Origin of the sequence: Bradyrhizobium sp. NBAIM08 (assembly GCF_020193935.1) — a bacterium.
GTDB lineage: Bacteria > Pseudomonadota > Alphaproteobacteria > Rhizobiales > Xanthobacteraceae > Bradyrhizobium > Bradyrhizobium yuanmingense.
The window spans coordinates 61,883-77,467 of the sequence record NZ_JADYVR010000019.1; the positions used below are offsets into that span (position 1 = coordinate 61,883).

Annotated in this window: 9 protein-coding genes and 1 pseudogene; all 10 read right to left on the reverse strand. The window is 55.9% G+C overall.

Annotated elements, in window-relative coordinates; genetic code table 11:
* Positions 1-845 precede the first annotated feature (845 nt).
* A complete protein-coding gene (locus tag I6F37_RS35805; protein ID WP_225148628.1) occupies positions 846-1,547 on the reverse strand; it encodes a D-2-hydroxyacid dehydrogenase in 702 nt (233 codons plus the stop codon).
* Positions 1,540-1,788: a hypothetical protein gene (locus I6F37_RS35810; protein WP_225130616.1), complete on the reverse strand. Its 249-nt coding sequence runs from the start codon at positions 1,786-1,788 to the stop codon at positions 1,540-1,542. Before I6F37_RS35810 ends, I6F37_RS35805 begins: the two co-directional genes overlap by 8 nt.
* Positions 1,789-2,132: 344 nt before the next feature.
* Positions 2,133-2,288 (reverse strand): annotated as a pseudogene (locus tag I6F37_RS35815) (antirestriction protein ArdC); the annotation flags it as partial.
* A 372-nt stretch (positions 2,289-2,660) separates the two neighbouring features.
* Positions 2,661-4,526, reverse strand: coding sequence for an IucA/IucC family siderophore biosynthesis protein (locus tag I6F37_RS35820; protein ID WP_225130723.1), 1,866 nt, complete (start codon positions 4,524-4,526; stop codon positions 2,661-2,663).
* A gap of 1,077 nt (positions 4,527-5,603) precedes the next feature.
* The gene (locus tag I6F37_RS35825) at positions 5,604-6,086 is read right to left on the reverse strand and encodes an SET domain-containing protein-lysine N-methyltransferase (RefSeq protein ID WP_225130614.1); all 483 of its coding nucleotides are present in this window, start codon (positions 6,084-6,086) and stop codon (positions 5,604-5,606) included.
* 1,881 nt (positions 6,087-7,967) lie between these two features.
* Positions 7,968-8,384: a ParB N-terminal domain-containing protein gene (locus tag I6F37_RS46050; protein ID WP_368736804.1), complete on the reverse strand. Its 417-nt coding sequence runs from the start codon at positions 8,382-8,384 to the stop codon at positions 7,968-7,970.
* Positions 8,385-8,981: 597 nt separating this feature from the next.
* Positions 8,982-9,986 (reverse strand): succinylglutamate desuccinylase/aspartoacylase family protein, encoded by a 1,005-nt coding sequence (locus I6F37_RS35835; RefSeq protein ID WP_306469175.1) that lies wholly within the window; start codon positions 9,984-9,986, stop codon positions 8,982-8,984.
* A 727-nt stretch (positions 9,987-10,713) separates the two neighbouring features.
* Positions 10,714-11,718, reverse strand: a complete 1,005-nt coding sequence (locus I6F37_RS35840; RefSeq protein ID WP_306469177.1) for a cysteine synthase family protein — start codon at positions 11,716-11,718, stop codon at positions 10,714-10,716.
* 299 nt (positions 11,719-12,017) lie between these two features.
* On the reverse strand, positions 12,018-12,509 hold the full coding sequence (locus tag I6F37_RS35845) for a GNAT family N-acetyltransferase (protein WP_225130606.1): 492 nt from the start codon (positions 12,507-12,509) through the stop codon (positions 12,018-12,020).
* A 1,329-nt stretch (positions 12,510-13,838) separates the two neighbouring features.
* Complete coding sequence (locus I6F37_RS35850) at positions 13,839-15,020, reverse strand: PLP-dependent aspartate aminotransferase family protein (protein WP_225130604.1); 1,182 nt, start codon at positions 15,018-15,020, stop codon at positions 13,839-13,841.
* Positions 15,021-15,585: the final 565 nt, after the last annotated feature.

Consider the following 15,585-nt stretch of genomic DNA (forward strand, 5'->3'; position numbering starts at 1 on the left):
AGGCCCTAGACTGCAGTGGGGCCGCATCTCGTACACCGATGCGCTACATCGAATACTCACCAGGATGACAGATCGCCATCATCCGATCGCTGGAGTCCCTGGTGAACCGGAGGCCCAGCGCGGCGATGTACGGGCAGTCAATATTCCGAGCAGACGCGAATCGACGCTGCATCAGCGCCGCATCGCGTGCAGGATCAATGCAAACAGCAATCAGAACTCCGAGCAGTCAGGGTAATTCGAAAGGGCGATAGACAATGAACCTCTGCATCGCGCCCGGGTTAATGTGCAGCGCTCAGGCGGTTCACTGCGTTGTTCAAATAGACTAGCCGTCTCGCCGGCCGAATTTCTTCAATCTGGGCCGTCATATGTTCGAAATTCAACGCGGAACTGGACAACAGCGCGGCTTTTCATTCGATCGAAACGATACTCAGCTCGAGCACGACGACAGTAGGGGGAATGAGGCCGCTGCAAAGGAAAAGACGGCTTGACCCGACAACAATTGGCTCCGACCGGGACAACCTGCCGAGCAGTTCGGGGAGGGCCGGCCATCCTTGCTCTCCAGAGCAAGGTTTGTCATCTCGAGGTGCCCCAAAGAGGGCTGTTCAGTCAGGAGACCGCCTCTCAGGCCGTCCCCCCCATCAGGAAGCCGGCCATTACTAGCCTCGTTGAGCCAGCAAAGCTTGGCCCGCTGCAAAAGGCATTCAACAGCATTCATATAGGATATCGTCCAGGATTCATGTAAGATTCGTCTCGCGGCAAGCCTAAGCACGCCATCGATTGGAGACGCCCATGCGGCGGCACGTGGGGCGAGCGAACCGAATCTTCTGCCTGGCTCCCATCGAGGCTCAGTAACCGCGTCGCAGGTCAATTACGTTCCTCAGCGGGAGCCCTTTCAGGTAGCGTTCGACGTTCTCTGTGACGATGTCAATTGCTCGCTCCACATAATCTGTGAGAATACCTGCAATATGGGGCGTCATGATCACATTCGGCATTTCCCAAAGCGGACTGTCCTGCGGCGGCGGCTCACGCTCGAACACGTCGAGCATTGCACCCCCGAGTGAGCCCGCCTGCAGGGCACTGATCAATTCGGACTCCACGACGACGCTGCCCCGGGCGATGTTGATCAGGAATGCATCACTTCGCATGCATGCTATCTCGTCAGCGCCGATCAGACCGACCGTCTCCGGCGTGGCCGGCACGGCCAAAACCACGAAATCACAGAGTGGCAGCAAGTCCTTCAGCTGATCGGAGCCGAACAACCGGTCTACGTCTTCCGCCGGGACAGAAATATCCCGCTTCGCACCCAAAACGATCATCCCCGCGCTCTTCGCGCGCCGAGCAATAGTCGAACCGATCGAACCCAACCCAACAATGCCAAGCGTTTTGTTGGCCAAAGGCGCCACGGATCGATGGATCCATTTGCGCTCCGCTTGCTCGGACAAAAGTTTTCGGAAATTCCAATTCAGTATCGTCACGCCGCCCATCACGTAATCAGCGATGAGGCCGCCCTGCATTCCGCGAACATTTGTCACGATGATATCACCCACTCTGTCGCGGATCGGAAGCATGGAACTGAAACCACTTCAGCTTCCGCGCCCGGCCGTGCAGTTCGACCGGGAAATGGTAAGCAAGCAATGCCTGGGCCTCACCTATGTGTTGCTCTAGCCGTTCGGCATCCGGCGCCACAATGATTCGGACTTGCGGAAAACGTTCACCCAACACATGTGCAAACAATTCCGCCTTATCGTGGTTGACGACAATGGTGAGGGCGGGACTTTCACTTGACATGCTACCTCATGTTTGTGCGTAGGATGGTGCCTGGACACCAATTCTTGTTTGCTCAAAACACCTGCTGAATGGGAGCGAGGATCTGCACACATCGCATCGTGCGAGCCAAGGTGTGCGCCTTCTTGAACTCACCGAACCGCCTGGGGCGCAGAAATCGTTTCCTTTTGCAGTTGCCGGAAAACCGCTATCAAACGACCGACTTTCGATTCATTCGATGTAGCGCCGCTGCTGTTTGAAATTCTGCGTCCTTGCATTGATTCCGGCGAATTCGCCCACGTCTCGCCGTTTGTTCTCCCCTATGCTCGAGTTGAGGCGACAAGGTCATCGCGAAACTGGCCAATGTGGACCGTGAGGCGCATAGAGAACGGGATCGCCTGCGCCTCGTCTCCAGTCTCTGTCACATCGCTCGGAACGAAACGATCTGCATTACCAAGGTGGTGCCCCGTCCACCTTTGTGGACCACCAAGCGGGAGCGCTTGGCGTAAAGTGAGCCAGCTCTGGCGAAACCGCACACGATCATGGCCGCCGAAAGAACAGGCAGCAAATCTCGCTATGTTGCCGCCATCGATGTTCTTTGGCAGGCAAAACAGCAAAGGGGGGCGCGTCCGTCAGGCCAGGAGAGTTGCGACACCGGCAGGGTGGCAATGAAAGACTTGAAGACGACGGCAGCCCGAATATAGCGATCGCCACTTTTGGATTCTCGGCGCATCGATCCTGCTCTGAAGGATAAAGTGGGTCTTCAGCTGGCCTGGCACGGAGCGTCAAAGCCCCATTTCAGCTTCCAGCGGCCGTCAAGCGCAACATCAGAGGCGCTGAACCGGCGGTTTGCGGATGCAGTATGCCAGGTCCGAAAACCCCGGGGACCGCTGTCATTACACTCCCGCCAGTGGATTTGGCAGCTCGTGCTCCACTCGAAAGTCCCGATAGCGCTCCAAGTGCATCCGTAGCACCGAGCGGCTTCGCCAGGGATCCTCGAGAAACGCTTTGCGTTCTTCCAACCAGAGCGCATCCGACATCATGCGTGGCCTGAGGGCGTCAAAGACGGCCTCGGTCTCTTCCCGTAGGATGTACCAAAGGCTTGGGCCTGACGGCTCATAATGTTCATCGAGGCACAGTGCGACCTCATGTAAATGACAGACGAAGCACGCGTCGATGACGAATGAGCGCACGAGACTGATGTCGTCGTAAAAGGCCGTGGGTAAGATCCCCGTCCGAGTGAACGGCTTGAGATCGTACCCTCGCTCCTTGAGCAGGGGAACAAAGGTGCGGGCGTCGCCGAAATCCCGGAGTAGGAGTTTTTGGGGACGACCGATCTCGTCGAACAAGATTGTACTGTTTTGCTGATGCGCCTCAAGTGCCAGTCCGTAAAGCAAATACATGGTGAGGATCGGCGTGATCACGGTCCTCACATAGGCACGGAAGAATGCAGATTCGCTTTGACAGCCGCCCCGCGCAATCAGTTCGCAAATGAGCGGGCGGCCGTCGACCGGGCTTGCAGCAAGGAGCGCTGCAACAGTGACCGAAAATAGTCCATCATTTCGTGTCATTGCATCAGGGTTGCGGTAGACAACCGAAAGAAATCGACCCCGATGCTCGTCGTCTGTTACGGGGTGGTGAAGGATTGCCCCCAGCTCCTCTGGGAAGATCTCCAATTTTTCTGAGAGATGCCTCTCATTTGATATGATTTCTAGAATCAAGGTGCTGAGACGCGGTCCCATGTGAATCGACTTTGCCTGCAGAATGCGCTGTTCGCTGGTCATCCAAATCGCCACCGGTAATTTGATAAAGGGTCTCGGCTCCCGTGTGTCTGGCAGCATTGTGCGGAACGACATTGCCGGCAGCGTTATGATTTCCGGGCCGTTGGGATCGAAAATTCCAGACGCGATCTCTGAGGCGAGTTCACGTCGCAGAAAATTGTCTAGGTGCCAGATATGGATAGGTAGCGGCAGCCAGTCCTCAGAGGATTTGCCCCTTTTTTTAAGTCCTTCAGTCCAGTCGTACCAGAGCTGCGGGAAGTTTTGGGAGAACCATTCCGAATAGGTGCCCACATGCGGCATCTTCTCCACATAGGACCATTCTTTGCGCAGTGCGGCGATTCGGACGCGCACGCGAGCCCCGAACTCAGGCGACAATGCAGTGACGTCCTCGGTCGACAGATCGGATTTGGCCTTCCATGTCGGGTAGAAGGGATGCCCCTCCAGTGCTCCCCACTGATCGAGAGTAATTGCCGCCAGGTGCGGCGGCAGATTCCTTTGGAGATATTCGATGAAATCCCGGGCTCCAGCTTCGGCTATTTTACCACGCAACTCTGCGCTCCAATGCTCCCGGTGATCACGTGCGAGGACGTCGTTACGCATGCTGTCCTCGACGTCGCGGATGAGACGCTGAACGCCGTCCGTTGCTGGCGCGATTGTCAAAGACGGCGCGACCTCTCTGATGAGGTCGCAGGGACTATCGATCAGGTAACGAGCGCCGGTCTCGTCTATTACTTCGATTGAACCTCGATTTTGAAGTACTCCGGCAGGCGCACGGTGCAAATCCGTAAAGTGTAGGACTTCGCGTGATCGCCAAAGGGGAAGCCATGCTTCGTTGCCTTGGCGAGCCCACATTAACCCCTCCGGCTCGAGAAGACGCTCGGCGAATAGGCAGCGGACCAAGCGGCAGACGGCATTGCGCGATGCGCTTAGGCAAAGCTGCGAGGCACACGCCTTAGATTCAGCATATGCCCAGGAGGACATTCTCTCGTTCATTTCACCTCCTCCACGAGAACGGCGAGCAAACAGGCCTGCGCGCCCTCCGTGAACGCCGCGTTCGAGCTGGGCGTCCAACTAACTTTGCGGGGATGCCCCTCTCGCGTTGCGCGGTCAATTGCGTGTTCTGCGACTTGAGAGAGCTTCGAGCCGTCCGTCCCGATGCCGTGGGGAATAAACGAACTACCTTGCATGGCATCATTCGAAAGGAAACATGAGTGACAAAGCTTCGATCGGAACCGCTCCCAACTGCTTGACCTCCTCGATCATTTTCATTAGATCCTTCGCGCCAATCACGCGTAGCAAGCCCTGCTCCCAGCAAACAGTATGCCACAACGGTGTGCCCGGATGTTGCTGAGATAAGAGGAGGGCACTCCGCCTTTTTCCTCCGTCGCTGAAATGCTTGCACAGTGAGATGCCGAGTCTCGCTTGTCTGGAACCGGACATGCGCAATTTTCGGGAGCCTCAGCGCAAGATGTGAATGGTCAACTATTTCCAGCGCGAAGTGGCCAACAACTGAGGATTCGGGTTACTTGCATGAATCAGGCGATTGATTTCATAGCAATCGCGAGGGATCGACTTTTTGCAAGAATGTGATCTGAGGCGCGGTAAGCACTATTTGAGCTGCAATGTTTCGCACTGATTCCCAGGCTGGAACGAGCGAAGAATGATGAACGCCCTCGGCGTTTCGGCTGCCAGAAGACGTTTATCCGTTTGCTGTCGGACATCGGTGGCAAGGCCCGCATCAGCCAGGTGACTTCCCTATTTTAATTGGAAGAAGAGTATGACGGCGGTTGCCGACCGAGAAACGGCGGTTAAAGCAGCTCGAGGACGAGAAGATCAAGCTGAAGAGCTGTCGTCGGATCTATCGCTCGACACAAGGAGACGCTGCAGGACGTGGTCCGCAGAGAGCTAAGAAATCGGGCTGAAAGAGCAAGCTGGCCCGACCGTCAGAACTCCGCGTAACGCATCTCTGCGATGCAGCTGTTGCACTCCTTACACCATGCTTGGACTACCTGATCTCAGTTTACCTCCTCGTAGTCGAACTCAGTCCTGTGACGACGATCATTTTGAAGACATCGACAAGAGGTGCGGCAGCACGAATTGCCCTATTCGTTGCAGGTATTCGCCCTGGTCTCCCTCCAGTAAGTATCTGTATCCAGCGATAAGCCTGGGAGGCTCACAGCATCGACACAAGAAGCTCTCAGCAAGAGAGTATTCGGAGCAGTTGTAATTGATCGTCACTTCATCTCTGTCACGACCAATTTCCTCCATCGCAATCAGTACAACGCCACCATCGTCGATCTGAAGGCGGGCATTCGGACGACAACAGTGATTTATGAAGTCTATGTATTCACTACAAAGATGCTTATCGCGATCAATTTGTATCGTCCTCTTGGTCGCCAGCGGACAGATCTCACCTTCGAGCCGTTCTATGACATTTCCCCTCGATATAGTTCTTCTTGAAAACAAGCCGGACCCATTTATCTCGGATCGTCCGACGTAGATGCGATCTGACGGCTTACAGGCGAGGTTGGTTTTGTTCATAACGTTATCTCTCCGACTCGATTTGACCTGTGCTCTCATCTTGTTTAGCTGTTGACACGGTAGCTGTGACTCATCGGCATCATGCGATCTAGACGCTCTGCCTCTGGTCTTGCCAACTGCCAATGATGATAGTCTCGGCTCGTTGAGCTCAAACTTGAACTCAACTCAAGCAGAAGGCGTTTAGTAAGTTTGTTCGCGCCGCCTCCAAGGCGGCTGCCGCCGTAGATCAAGCCAGTCACGACAATTCTCCGCGTTGACAGATGTCGCCTCTGCCTATGTTAGGCGGCCACGCGGATCGGGCGGAGAGGTGAAGCAGGCTTGGTGTGCTGCGGTCGAAGCTCGAATAGGGGCGTCTCTGTGGAATCGGGATATGGCCTATGATCGTGAGCCCCCACTGCCGGTCTCGCAGACCCGACGATATACCTCCTCGTAGTGGCGCTGCGCTCCCACCGCTCAGACAAACACGTTTATCGCGCCGGGCGCCCTTATCGTCCGTGCTGACGGCGACGTCGTTGCCGGCACGTACAGTTATGAGGGGCTTACCCGTGAATTGTGAGGCCAAACCTGTGGAGGGGTCCGACCCGCTTTGACGATCAGGGTATCCTCAAAAGATGTTTTAGCGCGAAAGGCTGTTCCATGGTGATCCGACCACCGCCACAACAGAAATTGGCGTGCTACCCGATCCAGTACCCTGGCGAGATAGACGAGCTGTAAGACCCTATGTCCGCCTGTGTTGAGGCGACCGGCCGACACAGCGAGTCCGAGTGATGATCGGGCAGCCGATCCGATCATCATGATCCAGGAAGGAGTTGTGGTAGCTGATTGCTATGCATGTGTCGGAGCAGACGTCGCGAGGTGAAGACACTGCGCGTTCGTGGAAACATGCCGGCAAAGGAGACGCTTGCCTCTTGCGAGGTCGACGCGCCTGCAGCCAGTATGCGCTACGGATCGGTGCCGATTTGATCGTGTGCATTTTGGTTATGAGGCCTGTCCGGCCGGCTATGCCTCATGAATGCAGGCTAGCTCGTCACTGGCCTCAAAGAAGGCAGGTGATCGGGCCAAGACTAACCGCCAGGCGCCGCCTTTCTCGCGTGGCTGCTACGCGTGGGCGCCGACGGCGGTATGGTCTCCGATGAATGCCGCGAGACGATGCGCGGTCTCGTTCACGTCCGAGTGGCAGCGGTTGAAGCGCTGCCGCCCACTGGCAGAAGGCGCGCGCCTTGATGCTCAAGCACGGCCTCACCTATCCCCGCAGAAAAGGCTCGACAATTCGTTATCTCGCTGGCCTCAGGAACTAGAGGTTAAATCACTCCGGCACATGGCCGCGCTTCAGGAAATAGTAGGGCGGTTTGGGTCGCCAAGGCCTGGATCGACCGGCTTGAGCGCGTGATCGAAGAGTTTGTCTCGGTACGGCTTCTCCCCGTCTGCGGGCGCTTCGAACATTGGGAGCTATCGACCTAATCGTCGCGATAACATTCAACACCGAGCTTGGGAGGCGGGTGTTTTTGAGAGTTTTGGTCGCATCATGCATTATCGCCGTGTGATGCCCGGCGAGCTAACGGCGGGACTGTCCGTCAGGTCGCCGGATCACTAGGGCGGCCGACGGCCGCGTCCGGGAGCTGGTGGGCGAGATCGCCTGGATGCCTATCGACAATGTCTAAGATCGGGTAGACAAGGTTGCCCGCGCTGCTAGACGTCAGCGCACGTGTACCACGTGGGGGACCCTCGAGCAGACATCAGGCGTACGGTGGAAAAGGGCTACTTGCCTTCTACGTTGCGGGAGCCCACCGAGGTTGAAAGGGAACAAAACTTGTCTACGGCTCGGGACCATTCTTCATTTGACGTCGCGTTCGTTAAAGCCCTGCATCATTCCATCGTCCCTCACCTCAAGTCGTCTAGGTCGACTGAGCAGCTGTCCACAGGGACGAGTAGCTGATGGCGCGTCGTTTTATAGTCCATAAGGTCGCCGGAAAGCCCGGCCCGGATGATCTGATCCACAGCGACAGGCGCCGAATTGGACCAGTAGGTCACCTGCAGGTTGGGATCATCATAAGAAAGCAAGACGCACGGGACAAACGAGAGACCAAGCGCGTTTGCACAGAAGTAGCGATGATGACCGTCCATGATGACAGAGTGACGGTGCTCGACCAAAATAGGTCGCTTCCAACGTTTCTCCTTCCCGATTATATTCGTCAGTTTACGCGCATCTTCAATGTTGATTTGCTCTGTCGGTCGCAATTGCCTGACAGGCAGTTTGATTACGGCGTAATTCGATACGGGATTGGCCGTTGCGCACATTCTTTTGTCCCTGATTCTTTGTACACCTTGCGCATTCAGACGACTGAAATGCACCAGCAGCTCGCGACAAAGGCTCGCCTGTGACTCGTGTACGGACAACAAGCACGTACCATGCCAAACGCATCAAAGCGTTGGGTGAAGATTGTCGTATGGAACACCTCGCATCACCCAGCCGAAACACTTCGCTGCATCGACGCTCGCATGGGGATCGGGACAACAGGGCTTTGCTTGATGGGTGCCAAGCGAGCCACCGAGCTACGTGCGGTCGCCGCGCCTCTACTGAATCGCTTTGCCGGGATCGCTTAAGCTTGGCGATAGATCAATTCTCAGCTCCAGTTACGTTCGGCTTTGGAGGACCTCGATGGAGCCATTGCGGCTCTCGAGCTAGCGAAAGATCGGGCCAGAAACGCATGCGCGAAGAGAGCTGCTGAACGCAGGCCAGCCGTAATCAACCACCGGGTACATGCCCGCGTCCAGCCGAACTGCTGATGCGGGCTTATCTGAGGCGCTCAACGCCAACTCTCGGTTCACGCTTTGGTAGCGGTTTCGTTCGATGCAGTCGCGCCAATCGAACGAACACTTCTGCCACACTTTTTGCTAGTTATCTGCTTCTACCATAAGGCCAAATAGTGCATCCCCAATCGACGTAAGCGTTGGAAAGCGCCGGAAGCTGACGATGCCTGCTGCAGCAAAAGTGAGTTCAAGCGGTTGCGCGAGCGGGTCATCTAAGCGATAGATGCATCCAGCCTTTTGACCGACGGCAACCTGGTCGCCGGGCCTCACATGAGGTTCGAAAAGACCATCAGTAGGCGAATAGATTGTACTTGTTGGCCCGAGTGATCTCGCGAGCCGAACCGGCGGCGCCTCTGGAGCGATAATATCGGGCGCGATACCGTAGTCACGCAGCACGCGGCGAAGGCCGCTTTCGGCGATTGCGAGGCCAACTCTTGATATCGTTGGACCGCTGCCGAGCTCCGTCGTCAATGCTGGAATGCCCTGCTGTTCGGCGAACCCATAGAGTGTGCCGCTTGCTCCGCCTCCCGCTCTGTCCGTAAGGATGCCATAGGGCGCACCGAAACTCCTCAAAAGACAGCGGATTTTTTCGGCTTCGCCGTCGGTGCGCCCGGGTCGGGCCAGCGCCACAGGCAAGTATTCGAGCGATGTCCCGCCCGAATGCAGATCAATGATAAGATCGGCGCGAGGAAACAGTTCCGTGGCTACATAATGTGCGATCATGGCCGTTGGGCCGCCATCAGGCATACCAGGAAAAACGCGATTGAGGTTGCTTCCATCGAGGGGCGAGTTGCGATGGCCCGCGGCGACCGCGGGCCTGTTGAGAGCGGGCAGGATGATGACCCGACCCTGGAGATTGGTACTCGTAAGTTCTCGTGCTAGCTTGCGAAGTGCGACTTGGCCTTCATACTCGTCCCCATGGGTACCCGCAGTAAATAGGGCCGTTGGCCCGTCAGCACCTTTGAAGCAAAGCATCGGGATAGGGATCCAACCATAGGCGGAGGTGTCCGAGGAGTATGGAACGCGCGCGAAATCGGATTGCATTCCGTCCGCATCAAAATTGATAGTAGTCCACACGCGGGTTCTCATAGATCTTACACCTTTGGTTGACAAACGGCACTCGAGCACGGACGCTTGCGGTTTCGATGCAACTCTCCCTCAGACGCCTTTCAACCCAGATAGGAGAAGCTCTCTCAACGACAGAATAGGACAAACGATGATCAACAGAGCTGCTCCTCGTGATTGCGGCGCGGTCCCCGCAAGTATGGCGTAAGTCACGCATGATCTCGAGCTCGAGGACCCAGACATAGGTTCATCCAAAACATCGGTTTGGTAAGGTATACGCCCCTTTCCAACACGTTCTTGTCCTCGCCAAACATCGCGATGCCCTTTTTACGCTCGGACGGATGCAGAACTTGGAGCGTCATCGGATGCTTTTGCTCTCAATGCTGGGGCAAACGTCCCTCCTAATCGGCAGCAAGAGCTGCGCCTGCATCGGCTCTCCGCGAGCGAGCTCAGCACATCGTTATATGCGCGCCACGCCCATGCCCACATTCGCTGAGGCAAGCTATGAAGCATGTTACCCCTTCACGAGATCAAGCAGCAAAGTCATCCGGCTTTAAGGCTTAAGCCGGCAGGAGGCTGACCGATAATCAGCCTACTCAAGTTCTCTCGCCCAGTCGGCCTTCATGACGATCCTCTCAACCTGTCTCAAGACCATTATCCTCGCGAGTTTCCCACCTCGATGCATTCGCGCCTACTGAAGATAAGCAGCGACGCATTATCGAATGGGGATGCGTGCCCAGCTACCGTTGCCTTACGTGTCATTCCCAAAGAGCCACTTGTCCAATTGGGCAGCGACTGTTGGATCTAGCAAGCTACGCTTTTCCATCCAGTCATCGTCGAAAATCGTGCTCAGATATTTTTCACCGCCATCAACGACCAAGCTTACGACCGTACCGGTCAGCTTGCCTGCGTCGATGAACTCCAAGGCTTTGTAGATAGCGCCGCCGGACGACCCGCCGACTAAAAGCCCTTTGCGCCGAGCGATGTAGCGCGCCGTCTCGAAAGCGTGAGCATCGGTCACCTGGACGCCCTCGTCGATGCAGCCATAGTCCAGGACGTTGCCGACCTGGTCACCAGTAGGCATGCCGGTCCCTGATTGATAATAGGGGTGCGCGGGTCTTCCGAAAATGATCGATCCGGCCGGCTCCACGCCGATTGTGCGCACCGTCGACTTATGGCGCTTGAGCCGTTGCGCAATACCTGTCATGGACCCGCCGGTCCCAACGCATCCGACAAACGCGTCGATGCCCTGAGGAATTTGCGTGATCAGCTCTTCGACGAGAGTTGCATAGCCGTCCGGATTTGCAGGATTGTTCGATTGGTTCATGAATAGCGCGCCGCTAAGCTCTGAGGCAAGCCGTTCCGCTAGGCGCTGCCTCGCGACGACGGCGACTTCGTCTTCCGCAAACTCGCCTTCGACGTAGCGGATCTCGGCGCCGAGCGCCCGCATCATCCGGACTTTATCGGGGGCCGCATGGTGATCTACCACCGCGATGAAGTGCAGGCCAAAGTCCAATGCGGAGAGAGCTAAACCTATACCCGTATTGCCGGAAGAGGACTCAACGATGGTGCCGCCAGGAGCGAGTCGCCCATCCTGGAGCGCAGCCATAACCATGCTTCGCGCCATGCGGTCCTTCATCGAACCGCCCGGATTGTTTTTTTCGATTTTTAGCATCAAACGGGCATCACGATTGGGAATGTCAACTGACATTACCGGCGTCTGCCCGATCAATTGAGTTACGGTCTTGTGCAGCATAGCATGCCTTTTTGATGCTTCTGTAATGAGTGGACCGCCGTTGTGCGCCTCCTCCGCGGAGCGGGCGGGCCTCAGGTTGTGGTAGATTTTCTGCTTCGAGATGACCATCTGGTGACGACCTCGACTGGCGAGTTAAGCTAGTCTCCAATTTGTGGCTCGGGACGAGGATCAGAAATTTGCTGGAACATTCTCCACCGAGCATTCTATGACCGAATCGCGAAAACCATGCAGGCTTCACTCAGAGAAGACGTGCCGCGAATGCCACGCCGCCCGAGGGACTAATCGAGAACAAGGCACTCTTACCCTCCCGGACGGATCTCATGTTTAAGAATGTTTTGAAGGCCGCTTGGGCCGTAGTGAGTAGCGCCCGTGTCCCGAAACCCCGACTCCAGATAAACAGCTCTAGCTGTCACATTGCGTACGTTGACGCCGAGCATGAGACTGCCGATAGAAGGACGGTTCCTAGAGATCCATCGAGCAGCAAGTTCAATCGCTGCTTTACCGTATCCATTCCTTTGGCATGATCGGTCCACGCAAAGGGTGTGCAAGGTCATGGCATTTGGGAGCGCCCATTCGGGCAATGCCGCTCTTTCACGCAGAACAAAGAAGCCAACGGTCTTCTCGCAGACCTCAATCGAGAACGCGTGCTCAAAACCGGGACATGCGCTATTTCGAAGCTCCGAAAACACTAAATCCAATGGGTCCACAAAGTCTTCTTGCTCGGGCTCCACCCTCAGGTGGGCGACCAGCGGGTAATCAAGATGAGACAGGCTTTTCAGCGCCGCGCGCATGCTAACTCTCCGTATCAGCGTCGATTCAGGCCCTTGCTGAAGAAAACGAATGAATAGCTCCGACACAACGTCGATCTGCGTTGGTAGCTCCTCGAGCTCCGACGAGAGACTCACAAAACTCGTGCCAACAAGCGCAAGAGCGCCGAGATCGGATTAGAATTGACAATTCAACGGCTTAGATGAGTGGCAGCAAGAGGCGAGGTGCTGGTAGTCTCTTGTCGCGAACTCGACAAACCCAACAGCGTCGATTGTCCTGCGTTCGGCGGTAGTATCGCTGTGGTCTCGGTACGTAGGTCGAGCGCATGGACCTACGGGTTGCGTAGATCCAAACCGGTTGCCCGAAACTGCTGGTTTTGCTTCTGTGAATTGATTTCAAGAGCAACGTCTGGCGCACCGAACGAAGCGCCAATTCCAAAACTGGTGGGGTGGTCGTTCCAAGATCAAAATCTAAGATAAGTCGCACGGGATCTAAGATGAGTCACGTTTTCACTAGCGTCTGTTGAACGCACCTCAGCTCCAGAACTGCAGCTCCGGAATGGGCAAGGACGCCATATCGCAATGACGGCCGCATATGACGCCGTTACGGCACGTGTTGCCGGGTGGACAATGATTGTCGACAAAGCGTCGGCAATTTACGCTTGGAGTCGTGGTAGGAGAGAGCCCGGACGTCGTTCCGGCGCAATATCGGGCGGTCGTGGCTCACCGGCCCAATCTGGCGTGGCGGCGGATTGTCATTGTCTTCCTCTAGTATGCTGCGTCAGAACGATTGATCAAGGGGTCTGCTCGCTGAGCGGCTCGGCGCGATTGGAACGAGGCCAAGTACAATAAGCTTCTGAGGCTTTATCGCACCCCGCGAAATCGACGGCGCCGACCAGAGGAGTTTCAGCTCTGCTGCAATCCGCACGTGCTTGCATGATTGATCCGTAAAGGAGCGTCGCCGCCTCTCACAGGCAAGTTCGAAGAAGCCAGTCGATCCATCGAGCGAGGTCTGACAAAGGGCACTTGATGTTGGCGCGGCGGCGGACGGCTGAGTTGATGATCTGCACATAGCTCTGACGAACATGAGTCTAGATATCTTGCCACTTGCCTCGATACGACTAGATTGGTTGAGCCGAGATGTATTAATCCTCGGGGGCATCGTGGGAGATGCGCCATTTGCCTCTCCTTTCATTGTCGAGAGTCTCTGGTCCTGCGCATCCGTGCACGTACAAGCTCTTCTATGCCAAGCTCACCCTGCCCTACCAGATTGCGTACGGCAGCTCTGCTTGCCGCGTCAATGCCGCTCTTCAAAAACGGCCTTTACGATGGTTAGGTCGGTCGTGTGTGGCGTTATTGACGTTGCAACGTTTTCACCAGCCCTTCAAGATCTGCCCACAGCTGGTCAATGTTTTCCAAGCCAATGCTAATCCGCAGATAGGTTGTTGAGGCGCTTGAAGCCATAACATCGCGGTCACTGGCGATGATCATTGGGGCCACAAGGCTGCGGGTCCCGCCCCAAGAGGCTCCTATGGCGAATGTCTGGAGACCATCTAACGCGCGATTGATACCTTCTGAAGAAACGCCGTCCACTTGGAGGCTGAAAACACCGGAACTGCCCTTGAAATCACGCTGCCAGATTTCATGATTAGGAAACCCAGGCAGGCAAGGGTGTAGCACCGGGAAGTTCCAACTTTGAGCCAATTGGAGGGCAAATTCTTCTGAAAGTTTGCCAACGTGTCGCAATCGGAGGCTCATTGTCTGCATGCCGCGCAGGGCAAGAGAACATTCGTCGGGCGACACGCCGATACCAAGTGACCCCAATGTGAGTCGTGCACGCTGGTAGAGGTCCATATTACGGAAAATAATCACGCCCAACAGAATATCGGAATGCCCACCAACATATTTCGTGAGTGCTTCCGCAACTATATCAACGCCCAGGTCCAAAGGTTTGCACAATAGTCCCGTTGCCCAGGTGTTGTCACATCCAAGGAGCGCGCCGTTTTCCTTGCTCAAGCGAGCAATAGCGGGAATGTCGCAGATCTCCATGGTGGTCGATCCGGGGGACTCGATCCACACGAGCCGCGTGCGTCGGGAGCGAAGCCGCGCCTCGAGTTCTGTGAGCCGAGTAGGATCGAAGAACTCTGTCTCTATACCTAGATCGCCAAGTATCTTGCGCGTGAATTGCTTTACAGGCGGATAAACGTTATCCGTTACGAGCAGAAGATCGCCGTTTTTGACCACGCTTAATATGGCGGCTGAGATCGCAGCTTGACCAGACGGCACAATGATTGCCCGCTCCGCATTGTGCATGGCGGACAGCTGCCGCTCCAAAGTCCGTGTGGTCGGCGTCCCCGACAGTCCATAGGTGTAACCATCTGGTGCACGAGTAGCCCGGCCGCGATAAGAGGCTGCGTCCGGAAATACAATTGTCGATCCCCGATAGACGGGAATGGCAAGACTCGCGAAGCCTTCAAGCGGTGTTTCAGGCGGAATAACGCAAAGCGTCTCATCTAAACGGGTGTTCTTGCGCATCTTGCCGTCTCATAGATCTTTCGTGAGGAATTCCCGCGTCCCGCTCGTGGGGAGCTCCAGAGATTCGCGGGAAAACTCACCATGATAACGGCCACCCGCGGCAGTCTCCAAAACTCTTTTCTTTAGTGGCGATCACTCATCACGCCATCCCGTGCGAACTTACGAATAAACATCGAGAACTTCTCACACCATTGTCGGATCAAGAGCGCTGCAGTGGGCTCGCCTAGCAACATAGGTCCTCGCTTCCTGGCAGCCGTGCACAATCGCCCTCCTGCTTCTGGCCATCTGGCAGCGTGCCGGGACATTCTGTCAACGCGATCAGTCAAGCTCCAGAGAAGCCATGACGCTTCGATGCATTTCAGCCTTTGTTTGCTATCCCGTTTGATGCAGATCGGGGCAAGTGAGATATTGCCCAGCACGGATTGGTAAGCTTGCCAGCCAAGGGGGCTGTAGCGTTCTACATGGAGAAGGCAAGGGCTTGTGTCCAACGCTCAACGATCACCTTCATGAGTTCGCATAGATCCAGTCAGTGCTGATCAAGGCCGCGCAATCGCGCGGTCTGAGT